This is a genomic window from Actinoplanes sichuanensis (genome assembly GCF_033097365.1).
Classification (GTDB): Bacteria; Actinomycetota; Actinomycetes; order Mycobacteriales; family Micromonosporaceae; genus Actinoplanes; species Actinoplanes sichuanensis.
In genome coordinates this window covers 7,743,786-7,764,302 of the sequence record NZ_AP028461.1, presented here as the reverse complement: position 1 = coordinate 7,764,302, position 20,517 = coordinate 7,743,786, and the positions used below count along the sequence as shown (strand labels likewise).

Sequence of the window (20,517 nt, the reverse complement as noted above, 5' to 3'; positions counted from 1 at the left end):
CTTTCGCCAAGAGGGGGTTTGGGTGTCTGACTCGTTTGTGCACCTGCATGTGCACACAGAGTATTCAATGCTCGACGGGGCGGCCCGGATCAAGGAACTTCTCGCGGAGGCGAAACGGCTCGGTATGCCGGCCGCCGCGATCACCGACCACGGCAACATGCACGGCGCGTATGACTTCTACACGCAGGCCAAAGCGGCCGGAGTGACCCCGGTGATCGGCGTCGAGGCGTATGTCGCCCCCGAGTCCCGGCTGGACAAGAAGCGCATCAAGTGGGGCCGTCCGGAGCAGAAATCGGACGATGTCTCCGGTAACGGTGCGTATACCCACATGACCATGTGGGCGCGTAACGCGGTGGGCCTGAAGAACCTGTTCCGGCTCAACTCGCGCGGCTCCATGGAGGGCCAGCTCGGTAAGTACCCGCGGATGGACTTCGACATCATCTCGGAGCACGCCGAGGGCATCATGGGCACCACCGGCTGCCCGTCCGGCATCGTGCAGACCCGGCTGCGGCTGGGGCACTTCGACGAGGCGCTCAAGTCGGCCGCGATGTATCAGGAGGCGCTCGGTAAGGAGCACTACTTCCTGGAGATCATGGACCACGGTCTGTCGATCGAGCGGCGGGTCCGCGACGGCCTGCTGGAGATCGGGAAGAAGCTGAACATCCCGCCGCTGGTCACCAACGACTCGCACTACGTGCACGAGGAGCAGTCCGCGGCCCACGACGTGCTGCTGTGCGTGCAGACCGGTAGCAACGTGGCCGACCCCAACCGGTTCCGGTTCGACGGCTCGGGTTACTTCGTGAAGTCGGCCGACCAGATGCGCGCCGTCGACTCCTCCGAGGCTTGGCAGGAGGGCTGCCGCAACACCCTGCTGGTGGCCGAGAAGGTGGACATCGAGGGGATGTTCACGTTCAAGAACCTGATGCCCCGGTTCCCGATCCCGGACGGCTTCACCGAGGAGGAGTACTTCCGGCACATGGCATTCGAGGGACTGCGCAAGCGGTTCCCGGACGGCATCCCGGAGACGCACGTCAAGCAGGCCGACTACGAGCTGGGCGTCATCATCTCGATGGGCTTCCCGGCGTACTTCCTCGTGGTCGCCGACTTCATCCAGTGGGCCAAGGACAACGGCATCGCGGTCGGCCCGGGCCGTGGCTCGGCGGCGGGCTCGCTGATCGCGTACGCCATGGGCATCACCGACCTCGACCCCATCCCGCACGGCCTGATCTTCGAGCGGTTCCTCAATCCCGAGCGCATCTCGATGCCCGATGTCGACATCGACTTCGACGACCGGCGCCGCGCCGAGGTGATCCGCTACGTCACCGAGAAGTGGGGCGAGGACAAGGTCGCCCAGATCGCCACATTCGGCACGATCAAGGCCAAGGCCGCGATCAAGGACTCGGCGCGCGTGCTGGGTTACCCGTTCGCGGTCGGCGACAAGATCACCAAGGCGATGCCGCCGGATGTCATGGGCAAGGGCATCACCCTCGGCGGCATCTTCAACAAAGAAGACAAGCGGTACAACGAGGCCGGTGAGGTCCGCGGGCTCTACGAGACCGACCCGGACGTCAAGAAGGTCATCGACACCGCCCGCGGCATCGAGGGCCTGATCCGGCAGACCGGCGTGCACGCGGCCGGGGTCATCATGTCCGCCGAGCCGATCATCGACCACATCCCGCTCATGCGCCGGGCCACCGACGGTGTGATCATCACGCAGTTCGACTATCCGACCTGCGAGACCCTCGGCCTGCTGAAGATGGACTTCCTCGGCCTGCGCAACCTGACCATCCTCGACGACGCGAACCGCAACGTCGAGCTCAACCACGGTCAGAAGCTCGACCTGCTGAAACTGCCGCTGGACGACCCGAAGGCGTATGAGCTGCTGGCCCGCGGCGACACCCTGGGCGTGTTCCAGCTCGACGGTGGCCCCATGCGTTCGCTGCTGCGCCTGATGAAACCGGACAACTTCGAGGACATCTCCGCCGTCCTGGCGCTCTACCGGCCCGGCCCGATGGGCGTCGACTCGCACACCAACTACGCGCTCCGGAAGAACAAGCTCCAGGAGATCACCCCGATCCACCCGGAGTTGGAGGAGCCGCTGCGCGAGATCCTCGAGCCCACCTACGGCCTGATCGTCTACCAGGAGCAGGTGCAGCGCGCCGCGCAGATCCTGGCCGGCTACAGCCTCGGCCAGGCCGACCTGCTCCGCCGGGCGATGGGTAAGAAGAAGAAGGAGATCCTCGACAAGGAGTTCGTGCCGTTCCGGGACGGCTGCCGCGAGCACGGCTACTCCGACGAGGCCATCCAGGCGGTGTGGGACGTGCTGGTCCCGTTCGCCGGCTACGCGTTCAACAAGGCGCACTCCGCGGCGTACGGCCTGGTGTCCTTCTGGACCGCCTACCTGAAGGCGCACTACCCGGCCGAGTACATGGCCGGGCTGCTGACCAGTGTCGGCGACGACAAGGACAAGATGGCCATGTACCTGGCCGAGTGCCGGCGCATGGGCATCCAGGTGCTGCCGCCCGACGTGAACCAGTCGGCCGGGCCGTTCACCCCGGTCGGCAAGGACATCCGGTTCGGCCTGGGCGCGGTCCGCAACGTCGGCGCCAACGTGGTCGAGGCGATCGTCCGGTGCCGCAAGGAGAAATCCGAGTACAACGACTTCTACGACTTCCTGTCCAAGGTCGACGCGGTGGTCTGCAACAAGAGGACGATCGAATCGCTGATCAAGGCGGGCGCGTTCGACTCGATGGGGCACAGCCGTAAGGGCCTGCTCGCCGTGCACGCCGAGGCCATCGACGCGTACGCGGACGTCAAGCGCAACGAGGCGGCCGGGCAGTTCGACCTGTTCGGGGCGTTCGGTGACGAAGCCGGTAGCGGTGGGTCGGCCGCGGTCAGCATGCCGCCGATCGGTGACAGCGAGTGGGACAAGCGCGACAAGTTGGCCTTCGAGCGGGAGATGCTCGGCCTCTACGTCTCCGACCACCCACTCGCCGGCCTGGAGATGATGCTCGCCAACGCCGCCGACACCAGCATCGCGGCGCTCAACGAGGACGGCTCGGTCCCGGACGGCCAGGTCGTCACCCTGGCCGGCATCCTCACCGGCGTCCAGCGGCGGATCACCAAGCAGGGCCGCTCGTGGGCGTCGGCCACCCTGGAGGACCTGGCCGGCGGGGTCGAGGCACTGTTCTTCCCGAATACGTACGAGCTGGTCGGGCAGTACATCGCGGAGGACGCGATCGTGGTCGTCAAGGGGCGCATCGACAGGCGCGACGACCAGGCCCGGATCATGGCGATGGACATGTCCATCCCCGACATCTCCCACAACCCGGACAACAAGCCGGTCACCCTGACCATGCCGATCACCAGGTGTACGCCGCCGATGGTCGACTCGCTCAAGGAGATCCTGGTCAGCCACCCAGGCGACACCGAGGTGCACGTCCATCTGCAGAACGGCAGCCGGACCACGGTGATGCGGCTGGGCGGCGTCCGGGTCGCGGCGACACCGGCCCTGCGCGCGGATCTGAAGATGATCCTCGGCCCGTCGGCCGTCGCCTGACGGCCCCGGCGGATCTGGAAGGATCGTAGGGTGGCGTACCCGAACGAGCAGCCGGCCGGCCCGTCCCAGCCTCTCCAGGGACCGGCACCTTTCGAGGGCCCGGCGCGGACCGACTGGCGGCAGTGGGTCCGGTTGGAGGGCCGTCCCCGGCCGTGGCGTCGCTCGCTCGCGGTCGGCGCGGGCGTGGCGGTGGCCATCGCGGTTCTCGGCGTGCTCCTCGGGCTGCTCTGGGGCTGGCTGGCGCCGACCGTGCCGGTGGTCAAGCTGGCCGACAGCTCGATCGTGGTCACCGACCCGTCGCCCGAGCAGTACATCGCGGCCGACGGTTGGTTCACGCTGCTCGGCCTCGGGTTCGGGCTGATCGTGACGATCGTCTCGTGGCTCGTGATGCGCCGCGACCGGGGGCCGTTCCTGCTGCTCGGCATCGTCGGCGGCGCCTTCCTGGCCGGTCGCTGGGTGGCCCCGCTGGTGGGCGAGTTCCTCGGACGCGACGCCTACCGGGAGTGGCGGGAGGCGGCGGCTCAGGGGGCGACCTATCTGGCGCCGCCGGAGGTGCAGTCGCTCGGGCCGAAACTGGTGCCGGCGTTCATCGCGGCGGTCGTGCTGACGCTGCTGGCCGGCTGGTCCAACGACCCGGATCTCGATCAGCCGGGTGCCCAGCCGGGCTACGGCCCCAACCACCTGTACCCGCCCTACGGGCCGCGCGACGCCGACCACGCGCCCTACCCGCCGGCCGGTGACCACGCGCCCTACCCGCCATCGGCCGGCGACTACTCGCCATATGCGCCGCCGACCGGCGATCAGCCGCCCCAACCGCCGGCCCGCGAGAACGGGGCCCACCCGTCGCCGGCCGGCGGCCACGCGCCTTACCCGCCGCCGGCTGGCGACTACTCGCCATATGCGCCGCCGGCCGGTGAGGCGGAGCCGGGCCGTTCGAACGGCGGTGGAGCGGGTTCGGAGCTGCCCGGGGCGCCGACGCTCGACTCACCGGGGCAGGTCCTCGGCGGGGCCGAGCAGCAGCCGGAGCCGCGGCACCCGGCGTGAAGGCGTGGGTCGCGGTGCCCGGTAACCGGCGTGAGCTGCGGCACCGGGCGTGAAGGCGTGGGTCGCGGTGCCCGGTAACCGGCGTGAGCTGCGGCACCGGGCGTGAAGGCGTGAGCTGCGGCACCCGGCATCAGGCGCGGAACACGCCGTGAAAGGACTCCGTCGGCGAATGACCAAACCGTCGCGGAGATGTGCATGAACGTTGATGCTTGACCGAGGTCAGAGCCTTGACGAAGGTGGAATCGGTGTCCGGTTTGCGAGTTGCCGAACGGAGTCTGAAAAGGGCGGGGTGGCGGGCGGACGATGCGGTGTCCGATCTGTGGGCCGCATCAGCCCGGCGGACGCGTTTCGGTCTTGAGCAGGGGAGACGTCGCGGTGTAGGCCCGGAACGGGTGGCTGCGGTCGAGGGGCGTCTGGCGCGTACCGGATGAGGGTTTAATTCGGGCTGGCCGGCCGCGCCAGATCGGAGAGCGGAACCGGCACCGCCCGGACCCGGGCCAACAGGCCCGCCTCGCGGGTGAGGATGCGCAGCTCGCTGCGGAGGCGGCCCGCGGTGTCCGGGGTGGCCAGCAGCATCTGCCGCTCCTCGACGGTGAGCTGCGCGGTGGCCGCGATCAGGTGCGACAGGACGGTCGGGTCGTCCGGCACCTGCTCGAGCACCTCGCTGTTGGGCCGCAGCAGCTCCAGATAGGTGCGGAACGCGGTCAGCACCCGCGGGGCGAGCAACTGGGCGGCCGCGCTGGGCTCGTCGTCCTCCGGCAGCCACTCGACGTGGGCCGTCAGATACGGCTCGGCGCCCTGCTCGACGCTGAGGACCGTGAAGCGGCGGCGGCCGACCGTCATGATGTCGAAACGGCCGTCCGGAAGCTCGGTGACGTGCCGTAACTCGGCCGTGCAGCCGACGTCGTAGAGGTCGGCGGCACCGACCGGAGGGGTGGGGACGGCGCCGTCCTCCCCGGGCTCGGGCGCCACCTCACTGCCATGCCTGAGGGTGACCACGCCGAACTCATGCGGTGTCCCCTCGGACTTGGCCACCAGCTCACGGACGAGGGCGCGGTAACGCTCCTCGAAGATGTGCAGGGGCAGCACCAGACCGGGAAAGAGCACCGTGCTCAGCGGGAAGACCGGCAGCCGATCGCTCACGCTCTCAGCCTAGTCGGCACGCGACCATGGTCAACCCACCGGATCCCAACGCCTGGGCCGGGGCCACTGGCGGCGGAAACCCGGTTGGGTGGCCGCATAGACTGGCCGGGTGCTGAATCGGATCGACCTGCGCGGCTCCCGCCGTGACCCGCGCGGTCTGCTGCCCCGTGCCCAGCTCGACGTCTCCGTGGCCGTCGAGAGGATTCGTCCCGTTGTCGAGGCGGTCCATCAGCATGGGTTCAGCGCGATCCGGGAGGCGACCGAGCGGTTCGACGGTGTCACCCTGGAGCGCCTGCGGGTGCCGGCCGAGGCGATCGCCGCGGCCGAGGCGACTCTCGAGCCCGAGGTGCGCGCCGCGCTGCTCGAGGTGATCAAGCGGGCTCGTAAGGTGCACGCCGACCAGCGGCGCACCGACGTGACCACCCAGGTGGTCGACGGCGGCACGGTGACCGAGCGTTGGGTGCCGGTCCGCCGGGTCGGCCTCTACGTGCCGGGCGGCCTGGCCGTCTACCCGTCCACCGTGGTGATGAATGTGGTGCCCGCCCAGGAGGCCGGTGTGGAGGGCCTGGTGGTGGCGTCGCCGCCGCAGGCGTCCAACAACGGCCTGCCCGACTCGCGGGTGCTGGCCGCGTGTGCCCTGCTCGGGGTGACCGAGGTGTATGCGGTGGGTGGCGCCCAGGCGATCGCGATGCTGGGCTACGGCTCGGACGGGGTCGATGAGAGCGACAGGTGTGAGTCGGTCGATGTGATCACCGGTCCGGGCAACATCTGGGTGACCGCGGCCAAGCGGCTCCTCCAGGGTCGGGTCGGGATCGACGCCGAGGCCGGGCCGACCGAGATCGCGATCCTGGCCGACGACACGGCCGACCCGCGGCATGTCGCCGCCGACCTGATCAGTCAGGCCGAGCACGACCCGCTGGCGGCGAGTGTCCTGGTCACGCCGTCGCTGGAGCTGGCCGACGCGGTCGAGGTCGAGTTGGAGAAGCAGGTGGCCGCGACGAAACACGCCGACCGGGTGCGCACCTCGCTGACCGGCGAGCAGTCCGGGGTCGTCCTGGTCGACGACCTGGAGCAGGGGCTGCGGGTGGTCGACGACTATGCGGCCGAGCACCTGGAGATCCAGACCCGGGATGCGCGTGAGTGGGCCATGCGGGTCCGCAACGCCGGTGCGATCTTCGTGGGCGCGTGGGCGCCGGTCTCGCTCGGTGACTACGCGGCCGGGTCCAACCACGTGCTGCCGACCGCCGGGTGCGCGAGGCACTCGTCCGGGTTGTCGGTGCAGTCCTTCCTGCGGGGGATCCACGTCGTGGAGTACACCGAGGAGGCGCTGCGTGACGTCGCCGGGCACGTGGTGGCCCTGGCGAACGCCGAGGATCTGCCGGCGCACGGTGACGCGGTGAAGGCGCGGTTCGCATGACGACCATCGACGACCTGCCGATCCGCGACGATCTGCGCGGCCAGACCCCCTATGGGGCGCCGCAGCTCGACGTCGCGGTCCGGCTGAACACGAACGAGCACGCCTTCGCGGTCCCGCAGCCGGTGGTCGAGGAGATGCGCAAGCGGCTCGACGCCGAGCTGGCCGACCTCAACCGCTACCCCGACCGGGAGGCGGTCGGGTTGCGTGCCGATCTGGCCTCCTACCTGGGTCACGGCCTGGGTTTCGAGAGTGTCTGGGCGGCCAACGGGTCGAACGAGGTGCAGCAGCAGCTGCTCCAGGCGTTCGGCGGGCCGGGGCGCACGGCGCTCGGGTTCGGCCCGTCCTACTCGATGCACCCGCTGCTCGCGGCCGGTACCGGTACCCGCTGGATCGGCGCGCTGCGTGACCCCGATTTCGGGCTGCGGGCCGACGCGGCGGTCGCCGAGATCCACCGGCACGATCCCGACCTGGTCTTCCTCTGCTCGCCGAACAATCCGACCGGCACCGCGCTCGATCCCGAGGTGATCGACGCGGTCCTCGGCGCGGCGCGTGGCATGGTGCTGGTCGACGAGGCCTATTTCGAGTACGCGCGGACCGGCACCCGCAGCGCGATCGAGCTGCTGCCGGGCCACCCGCGCCTGGTGGTGACCCGGACGATGAGCAAGGCGTTCGGGTTCGCCGGTGGGCGGCTGGGCTACTTCGCGGCCGACCCCGCCGTGGTCGACGCGGTCCAGCTGGTCCGCCTGCCGTACCACTTGAGCGCGCTGACCCAGGCCGCCGCCCGTGCCGCGGTCGCGCAGAGCGCCGCGCTGCTGGCCACGGTCGAGCAGATCAAGGTTCAACGGGACCGGATCGTCGATGTGCTCCGGGGCCGCGGGGTCGAGGTCGCCGACAGCGACGCCAACTTCGTGCTGTTCCGTACCGCTGATGATCAGAAATCCGCCTGGCAGGCGTTCCTCGACCGGGGCGTCCTCATCCGCGACGTCGGCCTGCGCGGCTGGCTGCGGGTCACCGCCGGCACCGAATCCGAGACCACCGCCTTCCTGAACGCCGCCGAGGAGATCCTGTGAGTCGCGTAGGCCGTATCGACCGCGTCACCAACGAGACCAAGGTGCTGGTCGAGATCGATCTCGACGGCACCGGCAAGGGTGACCTGCACACCGGGGTCGGCTTCTACGACCACATGCTCAACCAGCTCGCCAAGCACGGCGGGTTCGACCTCACCGTCCGCACCGAGGGCGACCTGGAGATCGACTCGCACCACACCATCGAGGACACCGCGATCGCGCTCGGCGAGGCCTTCGCGCAGGCGCTCGGCGACAAGCGGGGCATCCGGCGGTACGGGTCGGCGACCATCCCGATGGACGAGGTGCTGGTCCGGGCGGCCGTGGACCTGTCCGGCCGGGCCTATGTGGTGCACGACGAGCCGCTGCTGGTGCCGTACATCGGCCCGGTCTACGCGACCAGCATGACCCGGCACATCTTCGAGGCGTTCGGCCACGCCGCCAAGGTGACCCTGCACGTGGACGTGTTGCGGGCCAGCCGCCCCGGCGGTCACCCGGACGCGCACCACGTGGTCGAGGCCCAGTTCAAGGCGTTCTCCCGGGCGCTGCGCGAGGCGGTCGAGATCGACCCGCGCAACGCCGGCGCGCTGCCCTCCACCAAGGGGGTGCTGTGATCTCCCTGGTGCTGTTCGTGCTGGCCGGCATCCTGGTCGGCGGGGTGGTCCAGCTCGTCAAGTCGGACGCCACGAAGTTCAGCGTCGGCGTCACCGCGGTGCTGGCGCTGCTGGCGGCCGCGGGCGGGTTCGCCTGGTGGCCGGGGGAGGCGTGATGGCCGCGAACGTCGTCATTCTCGACTACGGCTCGGGCAACCTGCGCTCGGCCGAGCGGGCGGTCGCCCGGACCGGGGTGGACGTGACCGTCACCAGCGATCTGGCGGCCGCCGCGGCCGCGGACGGGCTGGTCGTTCCCGGGGTCGGCGCCTACGCGGCGTGCATGGCCGGGATCGAGGCGCTGGGTGCGGGCCCGGTGATCGCCGAGCGGGTCGCCGCCGGTAAGCCGGTGCTCGGCATCTGTGTCGGCATGCAGATCCTGTTCGAGTCGGGCGTCGAGCACGGGGTGGAGACCAAGGGGCTCGGCCTGTTGCCCGGTTCGGTCACGAAACTGTCCGCCGAGCGGATCCCGCACATGGGGTGGAACACGGTCGACGTGCCCGCCGGGTCACGGCTTCTCGCCGGCCTCGACGCCCAGGCCCGGTTCTACTTCGTCCACTCGTACGCCGCCCAGGGTCTTGATCTTTTGAAGGGTGCCCTGGTGACCACCGCGTCGCACGACCTGCCGTTCGCGGCGGTGGTCGAGGCGGGCGCGCTGAGCGCCGCCCAGTTCCACCCGGAGAAATCGGCGGACTCCGGTTACCTGTTGCTCAGCAACTGGGCTGCCGGTCTGTGAGCAAGGAACGCGCGAGGCGGCGGGCCGAGCGGCTCGCCGTCCTCGAAAAGGAGAAGGCCGTCCGGGCCCGGCGGGTCGCCCGCCGGGATCGCCGGACGGTCTTCCTGCGCCGGTTGAAGCCGCGTTTCGGGCGGGACGGCCGGCTCTACCATCGCAGCCGGCGGCAGCGGATCGGCATCGTGGTCGTCACGCTGCTGGCCGTCGCCGCGGTCTGGACCCTCGTCCCGGACCTGCCGCTGCGCATCATCCTCACCGCCATGCTCGTTCTCGCCGTGCCGGCCCTCGTCGTCGTGGTGCTCGGCCGCCGTGCCTGAAGGTCTCTTAGGGAGAAACGCGTGACCCTCGAATTGCTGCCCGCCGTCGACGTCGCCGACGGCCAGGCGGTCCGCCTGGTGCAGGGCGCCGCCGGTTCGGAAACCGCCTACGGCGACCCCCTCGACGCCGCGCTGGCCTGGCAGAACGACGGCGCCGAGTGGATCCACCTGGTCGACCTGGACGCCGCGTTCGGCAAGGGCTCCAACGCCGAACTGCTCGCCGAGGTGGTGCGCCGCCTCGACGTGAAGGTGGAGCTGTCCGGCGGCATCCGGGACGACGAGTCGCTGACCCGGGCGCTGTCCACCGGCGCGCAGCGGGTCAACATCGGCACCGCCGCCCTGGAGGACCCGGAGTGGTGCGACCGGATCTGCGGTGAGTACGGCGACCGTGTCGCGATCGGCCTGGACGTGCGCGGCCGCACCCTGTCGGCGCGGGGCTGGACCCGGGACGGCGGCGACCTGTACGAGGTGCTGGCCCGGCTGGACAAGGCGGGTGCGTCCCGGTATGTCGTCACCGACATCACCAAGGACGGCACCATGCGCGGGCCGAACCTGGACCTGCTGCGCGAGGTGTGCGCGGCCACCGACAAGCCGATCATCGCCAGTGGTGGTGTCTCCACGCTCGACGACCTGCGTGCCCTGGCGACGCTGGAGCCGATCGGGGTGGAGGGCGTCATCGCGGGTAAGGCGCTCTATGCGGGCGCGTTCACCGTACGAGAAGCTCTTGCCGTTCTCGGTTGAGTCTCCACGCCTCACGTAGTGCCTTCTCGGCGGCCTGGATCGCGGGCCGGGCCGCCGAGGTGTCACGCCAGGCCAGCACTACCCGGCGGGTAGGTGTCGGAGTTATCCGGACGGATCGTGTGCCGGGAGGTAGCTCCGCGCGGGCCAGTCGGGGGATGAGCCCCACGCCCAGTCCGGCTGCGATCAGGGTCAGCTGGGTCTCGAACTCGCCGACCTGAAAGTCCGGGACCACGCCCGGCAGGCTGCGGATGAGGTACTCGTAGCAGACGTCACCGGCCCGGACGCCGATCCAGCGCTCGTGCCGGGCGTCCTCCAGCGTCGCCTCCCCGGTCAGTCGATGATCGCTGGGCACGATCAGATCGGCGTGGTCCTCTCCGAGCGTGACCTTGCTGACACCGTCCGGGTATCGCAGCGCCACCTCCGGCCAGTCGTCGAGGACGGCCAGGTCGACGTGGCCGCGACGGAGCATCTCCACACCCTCGTGCGGATTGACCTCGATCACGCTGATGGTCAGGCCGGGATGGTCGGCGGTGAGGGTGCGCAGCGCGTGTGGCAGCAGGGCACGGCACGCGGTGGCGAAGGTGGAGATCGTGAGCCGCCCGGTGACCGTGTCCCGGTGTGCGGCGAGGGCCGCCTCCGCCTCGTCGAGACTGGTCAGGACCCGCTCGGCGTGGTCGGCGAGGAGTTGCCCGGCCTCGGTGAGCCGTAGTCGGCGGCCGTCCTTCTCGACCAGGGTGGAGCCGGTCTCCCGCTCCAGCTTGCCGATCTGCTGGGAGATGGCGGAGGGTGTGCAGTGCAGCGCCTGTCCGGCGGCGATCACCGTGCCGTAACTGGCCACGGCATGCAGCGCCCGTAGTCTCCCCAGGTCAATCATGTAGCGATGCTACATCTTCGGTGTAGGTTATTTTGCTGGTGCTTAACGGTCCGCCGGCGCGAGGCTGGATCCATGAGAGCTCGTGACCTGGCTCTGGCGGTCGCCGTGGCGGCCGTCTGGGGCTTCAACTTCGTCGTCATCCACGTCGGGCTGGACGCCTTCCCGCCGCTGCTCTTCTCGGCTCTCCGGTTCGCGCTCGCCGCCTTCCCGGCCCTGCTCCTGGTCGGCCGCCCGCAGGTGCCGTGGCGCTGGGTGATCGCGGTCGCGCTGATCCTCGCCGTCACCAAGTTCAGCCTGCTCTTCATCGGGATGGAGGCGGGTATGCCGGCCGGGCTGAGCTCGCTCGTCCTGCAGAGCCAGGCGATCTTCACGATGCTCTTCGCGGTGCTGCTGCTCCGCGAGCGGCCGCGGCCGATCCAGCTGGCCGGGCTCGGTGTCGCCTCCGCCGGGGTGATCCTGGTGGCGGCCCGCACGACCGCGCCGCTGCCGGCCTTCCTGCTGGTCATCGGCGCCGCCGCGGCCTGGGGACTGTCCAACGTCGCAACCCGCCGGGCGTCCCCGCCGGACACGCTGCGCTTCATGGTCTGGGTCAGCGCGGTGGCCACCGGGCCGCTCGTGCTGCTCACCCTGATCTTCGACGGCCCGGCGGCCGACCTCGCCGCGCTACGCGCGATCGACACCCCGGCGGTGCTGTCGCTGGTCTACATCGCGCTGATCTCCACCCTGGCCGGCTTCGCCGCCTGGGGATTCCTTCTCCAGAGGTACGGTGCGGCCACTGTCGCCCCGTTCTCGATGCTGGTTCCGTTCTTCGGTATCGCGTCGGCCGCCCTGTTCCTCGGCGAGCCGGTGCAGCCGATCGAGGTGGCCGGCGGTGTCCTGGTGGTCGGCGGAGTGCTTCTGGGATTGGTCAGGGCCCGGCCGGTGGCCGAGAGGGAACTGGTTAGGGTTGGGGCATGACGGTCGCGGTGCGTGTGATTCCCTGCCTGGACGTGGATGCCGGCCGGGTGGTCAAGGGTGTCAACTTCGTCGACCTGCGCGACGCCGGTGACCCGGTCGAGCTGGCCGCCGCCTACGACGCGGCCGGGGCCGACGAGTTGACCTTCCTCGACGTCACGGCCTCCTCCGACGACCGCGGCACGATGCTCGACGTGGTCCGCCGGACCGCCGAGACGGTGTTCATCCCGCTCACCGTCGGCGGTGGCGTCCGCTCCCCGGCGAATGTGGACGTGCTGCTGCGCGCCGGCGCCGACAAGGTGGGCGTGAACACCGCGGCGATCGCCCGTCCCGAGCTGATCCGGGAGATCGCCGAGCGGTTCGGCAACCAGGTCCTGGTGCTGTCGCTGGACGTCCGGCGGTCGGCCGAGCAGCCGAGCGGCTGGGAGGTCACCACGCACGGTGGCCGGCGCAGTGCCGGGCTCGACGCGATCGAGTGGGCCGAGCGGGTGGCGGAGCTGGGCGCCGGGGAGATCCTGCTCAACTCGATGGACGCCGACGGCACCAAGGCCGGGTTCGATCTGGAGCTGATCCGGGCGGTGCGGGCGGTCGTCGACATCCCGGTGATCGCCAGCGGCGGTGCGGGAGCGGTCGAGCACTTCGCGCCGGCCGTCGACGCCGGGGCGGACGCGGTGCTCGCGGCGAGTGTCTTCCACTTCGGTGACCTCACCATCGGCGAGGTCAAGGACAGCCTCCGGGCGGCCGGTAACCCGGTCCGTTAGCGGCCGTCGGCCAGCCGCAGACTGTACTCACGGACGGCCGCATGGTAGGTCTGCTCGTCCAGCGACCAGTCCGCGTCGCCCGGCTCGGCCAGTCGGTTGAGCTGGGCCTGCAAGGTCATCACCGCTGACGACAGGCCGCTGAACGGTCGGGTCCGCCAGAGCTGCTCACCCGGCGGGGCGACCTGGATCAGGTCGTCCTCCACGGCGATCAGCCCGGCCCCGGCCAGCCGGCGCACCGACTCCTCCAGCTCGGCCCGCTCCGGCACGCTGTGGTGCAGGAAGTCGGCTGCGGCCAGCACGTCGGCCAGCGTCGCGCCGGTCACCGGCAGCGCGGCGTGCAGTGCCCGGTCGCGCTCCAGGCGCTCGGCGATGACCGCGGAGACGAAGATCCATGCGTCGTTCCAGTTCCAGCCACCGGCCCCCATGCCGCAATGATGCCGTGCGGTGGCCTCACCGGGAAGCGAATGTGTCCGGAAGATCACTGGGGGCGGCCTCCGGCACGGTCAGCGGCGGGAGGAACAGATGCACCAGTGGGCCGATGGCCAGCGCATAGGCGATCGTGCCGATGCCGACCGTGCCGCCCAGCAGGAATCCGGCGCCCAGCACGGTCAGCTCGATGCCGGTCCGGATCACCCGCAGCGGCACCCTCGGGAACCGCGCGGCCAGTCCGGTCATCAACCCGTCCCGCGGCCCCGGACCCATCCGGCTGCCGATGTAGAGGCCGGTCGCGAATCCGTTCAGCAGAATCCCGCCGACCAGATAACCCACCCGCGCCGGCATGGCCTGACCGGCCGGCAGCACGGCCAGCGCCGCGTCCGCGGCGAAACCCACCACCAGCAGATTGGCCACCGTTCCGAGGCCCGGTCGCTGTCGCAGCGGGATCCAGAGCAGCAGCACGGGTACGCCCACAAGCAGCACGATCCAGCCGAAACTGATCCCGGTCACCTCGGAGAGGCCCTGGTGGAACACGTCCCACGGGTTGAGGCCGAGACCGGATTCGACCATCAGCGCCATGCTGACGCCGTAGAGGACGAGCCCCGCGAAGAGCTGGGGGACACGACGGTACAGGTTCATAACAGCCACTCTTGATGCCAATCAGCGAATGCTAAAGTGCCAATTCTTCGGAGGTGGCTATGACGACGTCGGTTCGTGGAGACCAATTGGCCCGCCTGCTCGGCCGGTGGCACGCCCTACCCGGTCGTCGGCGCAGCCCCGACTACGCAGCCCTCGCCGGTGCCGTCCGCGGCCTGCTCTCCGACGGCCGGCTCGCTCTCGGTGTCCGTCTCCCGGCCGAACGGGAGCTCGCCGAAGCCCTCGCGATCAGCCGGACCACGGTCTCCGCCGCCTACCGGGCGCTGCGCGAGACCGGCCACCTCGCCAGCCGCCGTGGCGCCGGCAGCTGGACCACCCTGCCCAACGGGCACCGGGTCGCCTCGTCCGGGCTGTGGACCCCCGAGGACGACCTGGACATGATCGACCTCGGCTGCGCGGCCTCCGCGGCCCCCGTCGAGATCGTCCCGGCCGCCCGGGCCGCCGCCGACGATCTGCCCCGTTACCTCGGCAGCGCCGGATACCACCCGACCGGCCTGCCCGAGCTGCGCGCCGCCGTCGCCGACGGATACACCGTCCGCGGCGTGCCCACCTCACCCGAGCAGATCCTCATCACCAGCGGCACCCAGCAGGCCCTCGACCTGGTGCTGCGGCTGTCCGTCCCGGTCGGCGCGCCGGTCCTCGTCGAGACGCCGACCTATCCCAACGCGCTGGCCGCGCTCGCCGCCCGCCGCGCCCGGATCAGCACCCACGGCCTCGACATCGAGCACGGTTGGGACGGTGAGATGCTCCTCGGCGCTTTGCGCCAGATCAAACCCCGGATGACGTACGTGATTCCGGAATTCCACAATCCGACCGGTCACCTCATGCCCACCGACCTGCGCGAACGTCTCGTGGCCACGGCGCATTCGACGGGCGCCGACCTGATCGTCGACGAATCCTTCGTGGACCTGCCCCTCGACGATCCGTCGATGCCGCCACCGGTCGCGGTCTTCGACCGGCACTCCCGGGTCACGTCGATCGGCGGGATGAGCAAGGCGTATTGGGGTGGCCTCCGGATCGGCTGGGTGCGCGCGTCCGCCCCGCTGGTGCAGCGGCTCGCCGCCGTTCGGGTCGGTGTCGACATGGCCAGTCCGGTCCTCGAACAGCTCGTCGCCGTACACCTGCTGCGCAACGCCGACGAGATCGTCGCGGCCCGCCGCGCCCAGCTCCGGTTCCGCCGGGACACGCTGGTGGCGGCCCTGCGCGAGCAGCTACCGGAGTGGCGGTTCGTGGTGCCGGGCGGCGGCGTCACCCTGTGGGCGGAACTCGACGGCCCGATCTCCAGCGCTCTGTCCCGTGCCGCCGAGGACGTCGGGGTGCGGCTGGCGCCGGGCCCGCGCTTCGGCCTCGACGGCACCCTGGAACGTTTTCTCCGCCTGCCGTTCACCCTCCCGGCCGACGACCTGGCCGAGGCCGTCCGCCGTATCGCCTCGGTCCGCCACGACCTCGATCACGCCGCCCGCCCGGCCTGGCGAACCCCGGTGGTGATCACCTGACGGGTGAGTGGTCAGTCCGGGTGCGGCGCGTCGGTCATGGGCGCGGCCTAGACGGGTGGGCCCTCGAAGAGGCCGATCAGGTGGCCGTCGGTGTCGCGGACCGTGGCCCGGCGGGCGCCGTCGCCGACCTCGTGCGGGGAACGCTCCTCGGTGGCGCCGGCCGTGATCAGGGCGGCGAGGGTGGCGTCCAGGTCGTCGGTGTGCCAGTAGGTGACCGGGCCGGCCGCCACGTCGCCGTGCGGGTCCAGGCCCACCTCGGGAGCATCCGGCGGGCGGAACCCGGCGTAGTAGGGCTGATCCACGTACGGATCTATGCCGAGCAGCGTCGAGTACAGGCTCTTGGCGGCCTCCAGGTCCGTGACCGGGACCGTGATCGTGCGGATGGCCATGGCGTCTCCTCCCGGGATCAGCCTCCCGGAGTCAACGGTAGGCCCGGACCGGGCCCGGCCGAGCCCGATCTCTCCAGCCGGGCGGATGAGGGGCCGCCACGCCCGTGAGGCGCCTTGCGGCCGGGAGGGGAGGCCTGCGTCGCGGTGTGGGTGGGGAGGTGTGGTTCGGCGAGGGAGGGCGCACGGCGTACCAGAGGAAAAGCCGGCGGACCATGAGCGGTCCGCCGGCCTGGAGCCGATCGGGGTCAGATCTGGGCGAGGCTGCCCGCGTACATCGTGTCGATCTGCTCGGCGAAGTTCGTCTCGACGCTGCGGCGCTTGATCTTCATGGACGGGGTGACCTCGCCCGCCTCGATGCTCAGGTCACGCGGGAGGATCGCGAACTTCTTGATCGTCTCCCAGCGGTTCAGCTTGGCGTTGAGCTCGGCGATGTAGCCCTCGACCAGGGCGTGCGTCTCGGGCGCGGCGACGATCTCGGCGTAGCTCTTGCCGGCCAGCGGGCCCGACGCCGCCCACGTCTTGATCGCGTCCTCGTCGAGGGCGATCAGCATGGTGACGAAGTTGCGGTTCTGGCCGATGACCACCGCCTGCGAGGTGTACGGGCAGACCGCCTTGAACGAGCCCTCGATCGCCGACGGGGCGATGAACTTGCCGCCGGACGTCTTGACCAGGTCCTTCTTGCGGTCGGTGATCTTCAGGTAGCCGTCGGCGTCGAGCTCGCCGATGTCGCCGGTGCGCAGGAAGCCGTCCTCGGTGAACGCCTCGGCGGTGGCCTCCGGCAGGTTGTGGTAGCCGCGCATCACTGGGGCGCCGCGCATCAGCACCTCGCCGTCGGTGTCGATGCGGACCTCGAGGTCGCCGAGCGGCTGGCCGACCGTGCCGATCCGCAGCTTGCCGTTGCGGTTGACGAAGTTGGCCGCGCAGGCCTCGGTCATGCCGTAGCCCTCGAGGATCGGCAGGTTCGCCGCGGCGAAGAACTCGGAGATGTCCCGGCTGAGGGCCGCCGAGCCGCTGACCAGCACCTTGATGTTGCCGCCCAGGCGGGCCTGGAGCTTGGAGAAGACCAGTTTCTCGGCCAGCGAGTACTGGAACGCGAGGCCGGCCGGGACCGGCTTGCCGGCCTGCTGGAACGCGACCCGCTTCTTGCCCGTCGCGACCGCCCAGCTGAAGATCTTCGGCTTCAGGCCGGAACCGGAGAGGCCGCTGGTCACGGTCTTGTTGTAGACCTTCTCGTAGATGCGCGGCGGGGCGCACATCAGGGTCGGCCGGATCACCGCGAGCAGGTCGATCAGCTTGTCCACCCGGCCGTCGACATAGGTCGGCACGCCCACGTGCAGGATGCCGCAGAGCAGCGTCTTGCCGAACGCGTGCGACATCGGCAGCCACAGGTAGTGCAGGTCGGTCGGCGAGAACAGGCCGAGGTCCTCCTGCGCGACACCCTCCCAGGTCCAGCCGCGGTGCAGCAGCTCGACGCCCTTGGGGCGGCCGGTGGTGCCGGAGGTGTAGATCAGGGTGGCGACGTTGTCCGGGCCGAGCTGGGCCACCACGTCGTCGATCAGGCCCGGCTCGCGGGTGAGTGCCTGGTTGCCGAGCTGCTCCAGCTCGGCCAGGGTGATCTGCGGCGGCGTGGCGCCCGCGTCGGCCGGGCCGTCGATCAGCACCACCTTCGTCACCGCGGTGGCGGCGCCGGAGATCTTCAGGGCCTGCTTCGCGTTCTCCGCGACCAGGATCTTCGACCCGGAGTCGGACACGATGAACGAGGTGTCCTCCGGCTCGGTCGTCGGGTAGACGGTGGTGGCGGCCGCGCCGGCCACGTTGATGCCCAGGTCGACCAGGATCCACTCGAGGCGGGTGTTGGACAGGATCGCGACCCGGTCCTCCAGGCCGATGCCCAGCTCACGAAGCCCGGCGCCGATCGCCCGGGTGCGCTCGCCGACCTGCCGCCAGGTCAGCCAGGCCGGGCCGCTGTCGTCGGCGTTGGGGCCGGCCAGGGCTTTTGCATCCGGAGTCTTGGCCACGCGCTGGAAGAGCATGTCCGGGATGGACCGGTAGGGAACCTCGAGAGCCATTCGAGCGCCGCCTTCAACCATTCACGGGGGGTGTGTACGTAACGTCAGTGTTACCGCAGAGTAATGCGCGGGCGGCACCACGGCTAGAGTCGGATCAAGCCTCTATCCTAGTCAGCCCGGTACTACGTTGTCCGGCATGACTTTTCTGGTGGTCGGCGGTACCGGCGTCGACACGATTGTGCCGGTGGCAGACCTGCCGGTGCTCGGCGCCGACTCGGCCCGCCCACGCGGCCCGATCGAGGATCACGTCTCGCACACCGGCACCTGCGTGGCGCTCGCGTTGCATTCGCTCGGTGAGCGGGTCTCCGTGATCGACACGGTCGGTGACGACGAGCTCGGCGGTCGGGTGAAGGCGGCGTTCGACCGATGGGGGATCGGCCTGCGGGCCGCCCTCGCCCCGGCCGGCACCCGGCGGGCGGTCAACCTGATGAGCCCGGACGGACGTCGGCTCTCCCTGTACGACGGACGTGACGTGCCCGGATACCGGCTGCCCGAGGAGTTCTACCGCCCGCTGCCGGAGGGTGTCCGGCACGTCCACGTGACGATCATGGACTGGGCCCGGCACCTGATCCCGGAGCTGCGGGCGGCCGGCGTGACCATCTCCACCGACCTGCACGACTGGGACGGTGAGAACCCGTACCACCTGGACTTCGCCCGCGGCGCCGACCTGGTCTTCGTCAGCGGGGTCCAGCTCGCCGACGGGGCCGCCACGCGACTGCTGGCGGCGGGGACCACCACGAAGGTCCTCGTGACGCACGGCGGTCAGGGCGCCGACCTGTACACCCGAGACGGCGTCACCCACCGGGACGCGGTCGACCCGGGCGCGCCGATCGTCGACACCAACGGCGCCGGGGACGCGTTCGCCGCGGCGTTCCTCAGCGCATGGCGGACCGGCGCCGACGACGATTCGTGCCTGGATCAGGCGGTGATCGCCGGGGCGTTCGCGTGCACCGGCCCGATCGGCACCTTCATAGACGCGACGACACTGGCCGCCGAAGCGTCTGGTAGATCAGCGAACCGCCCGCGATGACCAGGCTCAACAGGGCGGGCAGCCCGTTGAGCCACAGCAGCACCACCACGGCCACGAAGGCGGTACCGGCGACCAGTCGCGCCCGGAGGCCGGTCAGCAGCCGCATCGCCGCGGCCGTGCCGATCACGTAGACCAGGGTGAAACAGCCGGTGGTCAGCAGGGCCGCGGTGTGCAGGTCCAGCGGCAGCAGCACGCAGGCGACCGCGGCCAGGAAGATGAAGGTCAGCGACCGCCGCTGGGTGCCGAACACCCGGGCCGGGAGTGCGCCCTCGTTCGCGAGGGCCGCCCCGAGCCGGCTGGACCCGGCGAAGTAGGCGTTCACCGCGCCGAGCGTCAGCACCACGGCGATCACCGCGGTCAGCGCCCGCACCGGGCCACCCAGTCCGATCGCGAGCAGATCGGCGAGCGGCGCCCGGCTGCCGGCCAGCGCCGGGCCCAGCGCGAGCACACTCACCGCGGCCACCGCCAGGTAGAGGACACCGACGACGGCGACCGCGATCAGGGTGGCCCGGGGCACGTCGCGGCGCGGGTTCCGGTACTCGCCGGACAGCGACGACAGCGCCTCCCACCCGGCGAAACCCCAGACCAGCAGGGCGGCCGCGGCGCCGATCCCGGACCAGCCGTGCGGCGCGAACGGGGTCAGATTGGCCCGGTCCAGGTGCGGCAGCGCGGCCAGCACGGTCACCACCAGCATGGTCGCCAGCGAGATCGAGAGCACCACCTGGACCCGGCCGGAGATGCGCAGACCGAACCAGTTCATGACGTACGCCGTACCGACGATCACCAGGAACGTGGCGAATTCGGTGAGCCGCCCGCCGCCGAGCACGTCGGACACGTACCCGCCGGTGAACGCCACCGCCACCGGGGCGCCGAGCGGGACCGCGAAGTAGAACGTCCAGCCGACCGCCGCCGCGACCCGCGGCCCGAACGCCATGCCGGCATAGGTGGCCACCCCGCCGGCGTCCGGATAGCGCGCCCCGAGGGCGGCGAACGTCCAGGCCAGCGGCGCGGACAGGACGATCAGGGCGAGCCAGGCGATCAGGGAGGCCGGGCCGGCCGCGTCGGCCGCCAGGGCGGGCAGGGAGATCAGCCCGGTGCCGAGGACGGCGCCGACGGAGAGCGCGGCGCCCTGCGTGACGGACAGATCGGTGCGAGCGCTCATGATCTGCGAACCTAGGGCCCGC

20 protein-coding genes are annotated in these 20,517 nt (G+C 70.6%); 13 read left to right on the top strand and 7 right to left on the bottom strand.

What is annotated here, in order from left to right:
- Positions 1-22 precede the first annotated feature (22 nt).
- A complete protein-coding gene (dnaE, locus tag Q0Z83_RS35545) occupies positions 23-3,559 on the top strand; it encodes a DNA polymerase III subunit alpha (RefSeq protein ID WP_317787617.1) in 3,537 nt (1,178 codons plus the stop codon).
- A 30-nt stretch (positions 3,560-3,589) separates the two neighbouring features.
- On the top strand, positions 3,590-4,603 hold the full coding sequence (locus Q0Z83_RS35540; protein WP_317787616.1) for a chromosomal replication initiator protein DnaA: 1,014 nt from the start codon (positions 3,590-3,592) through the stop codon (positions 4,601-4,603).
- A gap of 435 nt (positions 4,604-5,038) precedes the next feature.
- Here Q0Z83_RS35540 and Q0Z83_RS35535 read toward each other — a convergent pair whose 3' ends face one another.
- Positions 5,039-5,746, bottom strand: coding sequence for an LON peptidase substrate-binding domain-containing protein (locus Q0Z83_RS35535; RefSeq protein ID WP_317787615.1), 708 nt, complete (start codon positions 5,744-5,746; stop codon positions 5,039-5,041).
- Positions 5,747-5,855: 109 nt separating this feature from the next.
- On the opposite strand from Q0Z83_RS35535, the gene hisD reads away from it, so the two are divergent.
- The 7 genes from hisD to priA are packed head-to-tail and all read left to right on the top strand — an operon-like array spanning position 5,856 to position 10,668.
- Positions 5,856-7,163 (top strand): histidinol dehydrogenase, encoded by a 1,308-nt coding sequence (gene hisD / locus Q0Z83_RS35530; RefSeq protein ID WP_317787614.1) that lies wholly within the window; start codon positions 5,856-5,858, stop codon positions 7,161-7,163.
- Positions 7,160-8,233, top strand: a complete 1,074-nt coding sequence (locus tag Q0Z83_RS35525; RefSeq protein ID WP_317787613.1) for a histidinol-phosphate transaminase — start codon at positions 7,160-7,162, stop codon at positions 8,231-8,233. Before hisD ends, Q0Z83_RS35525 begins: the two co-directional genes overlap by 4 nt.
- On the top strand, positions 8,230-8,841 hold the full coding sequence (hisB, locus tag Q0Z83_RS35520; protein ID WP_106316996.1) for an imidazoleglycerol-phosphate dehydratase HisB: 612 nt from the start codon (positions 8,230-8,232) through the stop codon (positions 8,839-8,841). The genes Q0Z83_RS35525 and hisB overlap by 4 nt, the downstream gene beginning before the upstream one ends.
- Complete coding sequence (locus Q0Z83_RS35515; RefSeq protein ID WP_317787612.1) at positions 8,838-8,996, top strand: hypothetical protein; 159 nt, start codon at positions 8,838-8,840, stop codon at positions 8,994-8,996. Before hisB ends, Q0Z83_RS35515 begins: the two co-directional genes overlap by 4 nt.
- Positions 8,996-9,613: an imidazole glycerol phosphate synthase subunit HisH gene (gene hisH, locus Q0Z83_RS35510; RefSeq protein ID WP_317787611.1), complete on the top strand. Its 618-nt coding sequence runs from the start codon at positions 8,996-8,998 to the stop codon at positions 9,611-9,613. Before Q0Z83_RS35515 ends, hisH begins: the two co-directional genes overlap by 1 nt.
- Entirely contained in the window at positions 9,610-9,927 is a 318-nt protein-coding gene (locus tag Q0Z83_RS35505; protein WP_317787610.1) for a hypothetical protein, read from the top strand. The genes hisH and Q0Z83_RS35505 overlap by 4 nt, the downstream gene beginning before the upstream one ends.
- Before the next feature lie 21 nt (positions 9,928-9,948).
- Positions 9,949-10,668, top strand: a complete 720-nt coding sequence (priA, locus tag Q0Z83_RS35500; RefSeq protein ID WP_317787609.1) for a bifunctional 1-(5-phosphoribosyl)-5-((5-phosphoribosylamino)methylideneamino)imidazole-4-carboxamide isomerase/phosphoribosylanthranilate isomerase PriA — start codon at positions 9,949-9,951, stop codon at positions 10,666-10,668.
- On the opposite strand, the gene Q0Z83_RS35495 is transcribed toward priA, so the two are convergent.
- Positions 10,634-11,542, bottom strand: coding sequence for a LysR family transcriptional regulator (locus Q0Z83_RS35495; RefSeq protein ID WP_317787608.1), 909 nt, complete (start codon positions 11,540-11,542; stop codon positions 10,634-10,636). The two genes, priA and Q0Z83_RS35495, sit on opposite strands and share 35 nt — an antisense overlap.
- Positions 11,543-11,614: 72 nt before the next feature.
- Between Q0Z83_RS35495 and Q0Z83_RS35490 the strand changes: the two genes are divergently transcribed.
- Complete coding sequence (locus tag Q0Z83_RS35490; RefSeq protein ID WP_317787607.1) at positions 11,615-12,499, top strand: EamA family transporter; 885 nt, start codon at positions 11,615-11,617, stop codon at positions 12,497-12,499.
- The gene (gene hisF / locus Q0Z83_RS35485) at positions 12,496-13,257 is read left to right on the top strand and encodes an imidazole glycerol phosphate synthase subunit HisF (RefSeq protein ID WP_317787606.1); all 762 of its coding nucleotides are present in this window, start codon (positions 12,496-12,498) and stop codon (positions 13,255-13,257) included. The genes Q0Z83_RS35490 and hisF overlap by 4 nt, the downstream gene beginning before the upstream one ends.
- On the opposite strand, the gene Q0Z83_RS35480 is transcribed toward hisF, so the two are convergent.
- Positions 13,254-13,682 (bottom strand): hypothetical protein, encoded by a 429-nt coding sequence (locus tag Q0Z83_RS35480; RefSeq protein WP_317787605.1) that lies wholly within the window; start codon positions 13,680-13,682, stop codon positions 13,254-13,256. The genes hisF and Q0Z83_RS35480 overlap by 4 nt on opposite strands.
- A 25-nt stretch (positions 13,683-13,707) precedes the next feature.
- Positions 13,708-14,331: a membrane protein YczE gene (gene yczE, locus Q0Z83_RS35475; protein WP_317787604.1), complete on the bottom strand. Its 624-nt coding sequence runs from the start codon at positions 14,329-14,331 to the stop codon at positions 13,708-13,710.
- Positions 14,332-14,390: 59 nt separating this feature from the next.
- Here yczE and yczR point away from each other — a divergent pair, with 59 nt between their 5' ends.
- Complete coding sequence (gene yczR / locus Q0Z83_RS35470; protein WP_317787603.1) at positions 14,391-15,845, top strand: MocR-like transcription factor YczR; 1,455 nt, start codon at positions 14,391-14,393, stop codon at positions 15,843-15,845.
- Positions 15,846-15,892: 47 nt separating this feature from the next.
- On the opposite strand, the gene Q0Z83_RS35465 is transcribed toward yczR, so the two are convergent.
- The gene (locus tag Q0Z83_RS35465) at positions 15,893-16,234 is read right to left on the bottom strand and encodes a VOC family protein (protein WP_317787602.1); all 342 of its coding nucleotides are present in this window, start codon (positions 16,232-16,234) and stop codon (positions 15,893-15,895) included.
- Between the two features lie 245 nt (positions 16,235-16,479).
- On the bottom strand, positions 16,480-18,303 hold the full coding sequence (locus Q0Z83_RS35460) for an AMP-dependent synthetase/ligase (RefSeq protein ID WP_317787601.1): 1,824 nt from the start codon (positions 18,301-18,303) through the stop codon (positions 16,480-16,482).
- A gap of 136 nt (positions 18,304-18,439) precedes the next feature.
- Between Q0Z83_RS35460 and Q0Z83_RS35455 the strand changes: the two genes are divergently transcribed.
- Complete coding sequence (locus Q0Z83_RS35455) at positions 18,440-19,333, top strand: carbohydrate kinase family protein (protein WP_317787600.1); 894 nt, start codon at positions 18,440-18,442, stop codon at positions 19,331-19,333.
- On the opposite strand, the gene Q0Z83_RS35450 is transcribed toward Q0Z83_RS35455, so the two are convergent.
- Entirely contained in the window at positions 19,272-20,495 is a 1,224-nt protein-coding gene (locus tag Q0Z83_RS35450) for an APC family permease (RefSeq protein ID WP_317787599.1), read from the bottom strand. The genes Q0Z83_RS35455 and Q0Z83_RS35450 overlap by 62 nt on opposite strands.
- Positions 20,496-20,517 lie beyond the last annotated feature (22 nt).

What these genes read in the sequence shown, in the direction of transcription:
- Q0Z83_RS35525 (WP_317787613.1), top strand. Translation starts at nt 7,160, where the DNA reads ATGACGACCATCGACGACCTGCCGATCCGCGACGATCTGCGCGGCCAG.
- hisH (WP_317787611.1), top strand. Translation starts at nt 8,996, where the DNA reads ATGGCCGCGAACGTCGTCATTCTCGACTACGGCTCGGGCAACCTGCGC.
- Q0Z83_RS35495 (WP_317787608.1), bottom strand. Translation starts at nt 11,542, where the DNA reads ATGATTGACCTGGGGAGACTACGGGCGCTGCATGCCGTGGCCAGTTAC.
- Q0Z83_RS35490 (WP_317787607.1), top strand. Translation starts at nt 11,615, where the DNA reads ATGAGAGCTCGTGACCTGGCTCTGGCGGTCGCCGTGGCGGCCGTCTGG.
- hisF (WP_317787606.1), top strand. Translation starts at nt 12,496, where the DNA reads ATGACGGTCGCGGTGCGTGTGATTCCCTGCCTGGACGTGGATGCCGGC.
- Q0Z83_RS35480 (WP_317787605.1), bottom strand. Translation starts at nt 13,682, where the DNA reads ATGGGGGCCGGTGGCTGGAACTGGAACGACGCATGGATCTTCGTCTCC.
- yczE (WP_317787604.1), bottom strand. Translation starts at nt 14,331, where the DNA reads ATGAACCTGTACCGTCGTGTCCCCCAGCTCTTCGCGGGGCTCGTCCTC.
- yczR (WP_317787603.1), top strand. Translation starts at nt 14,391, where the DNA reads ATGACGACGTCGGTTCGTGGAGACCAATTGGCCCGCCTGCTCGGCCGG.
- Q0Z83_RS35465 (WP_317787602.1), bottom strand. Translation starts at nt 16,234, where the DNA reads ATGGCCATCCGCACGATCACGGTCCCGGTCACGGACCTGGAGGCCGCC.
- Q0Z83_RS35460 (WP_317787601.1), bottom strand. Translation starts at nt 18,303, where the DNA reads ATGGCTCTCGAGGTTCCCTACCGGTCCATCCCGGACATGCTCTTCCAG.
- Q0Z83_RS35455 (WP_317787600.1), top strand. Translation starts at nt 18,440, where the DNA reads ATGACTTTTCTGGTGGTCGGCGGTACCGGCGTCGACACGATTGTGCCG.
- Q0Z83_RS35450 (WP_317787599.1), bottom strand. Translation starts at nt 20,495, where the DNA reads ATGAGCGCTCGCACCGATCTGTCCGTCACGCAGGGCGCCGCGCTCTCC.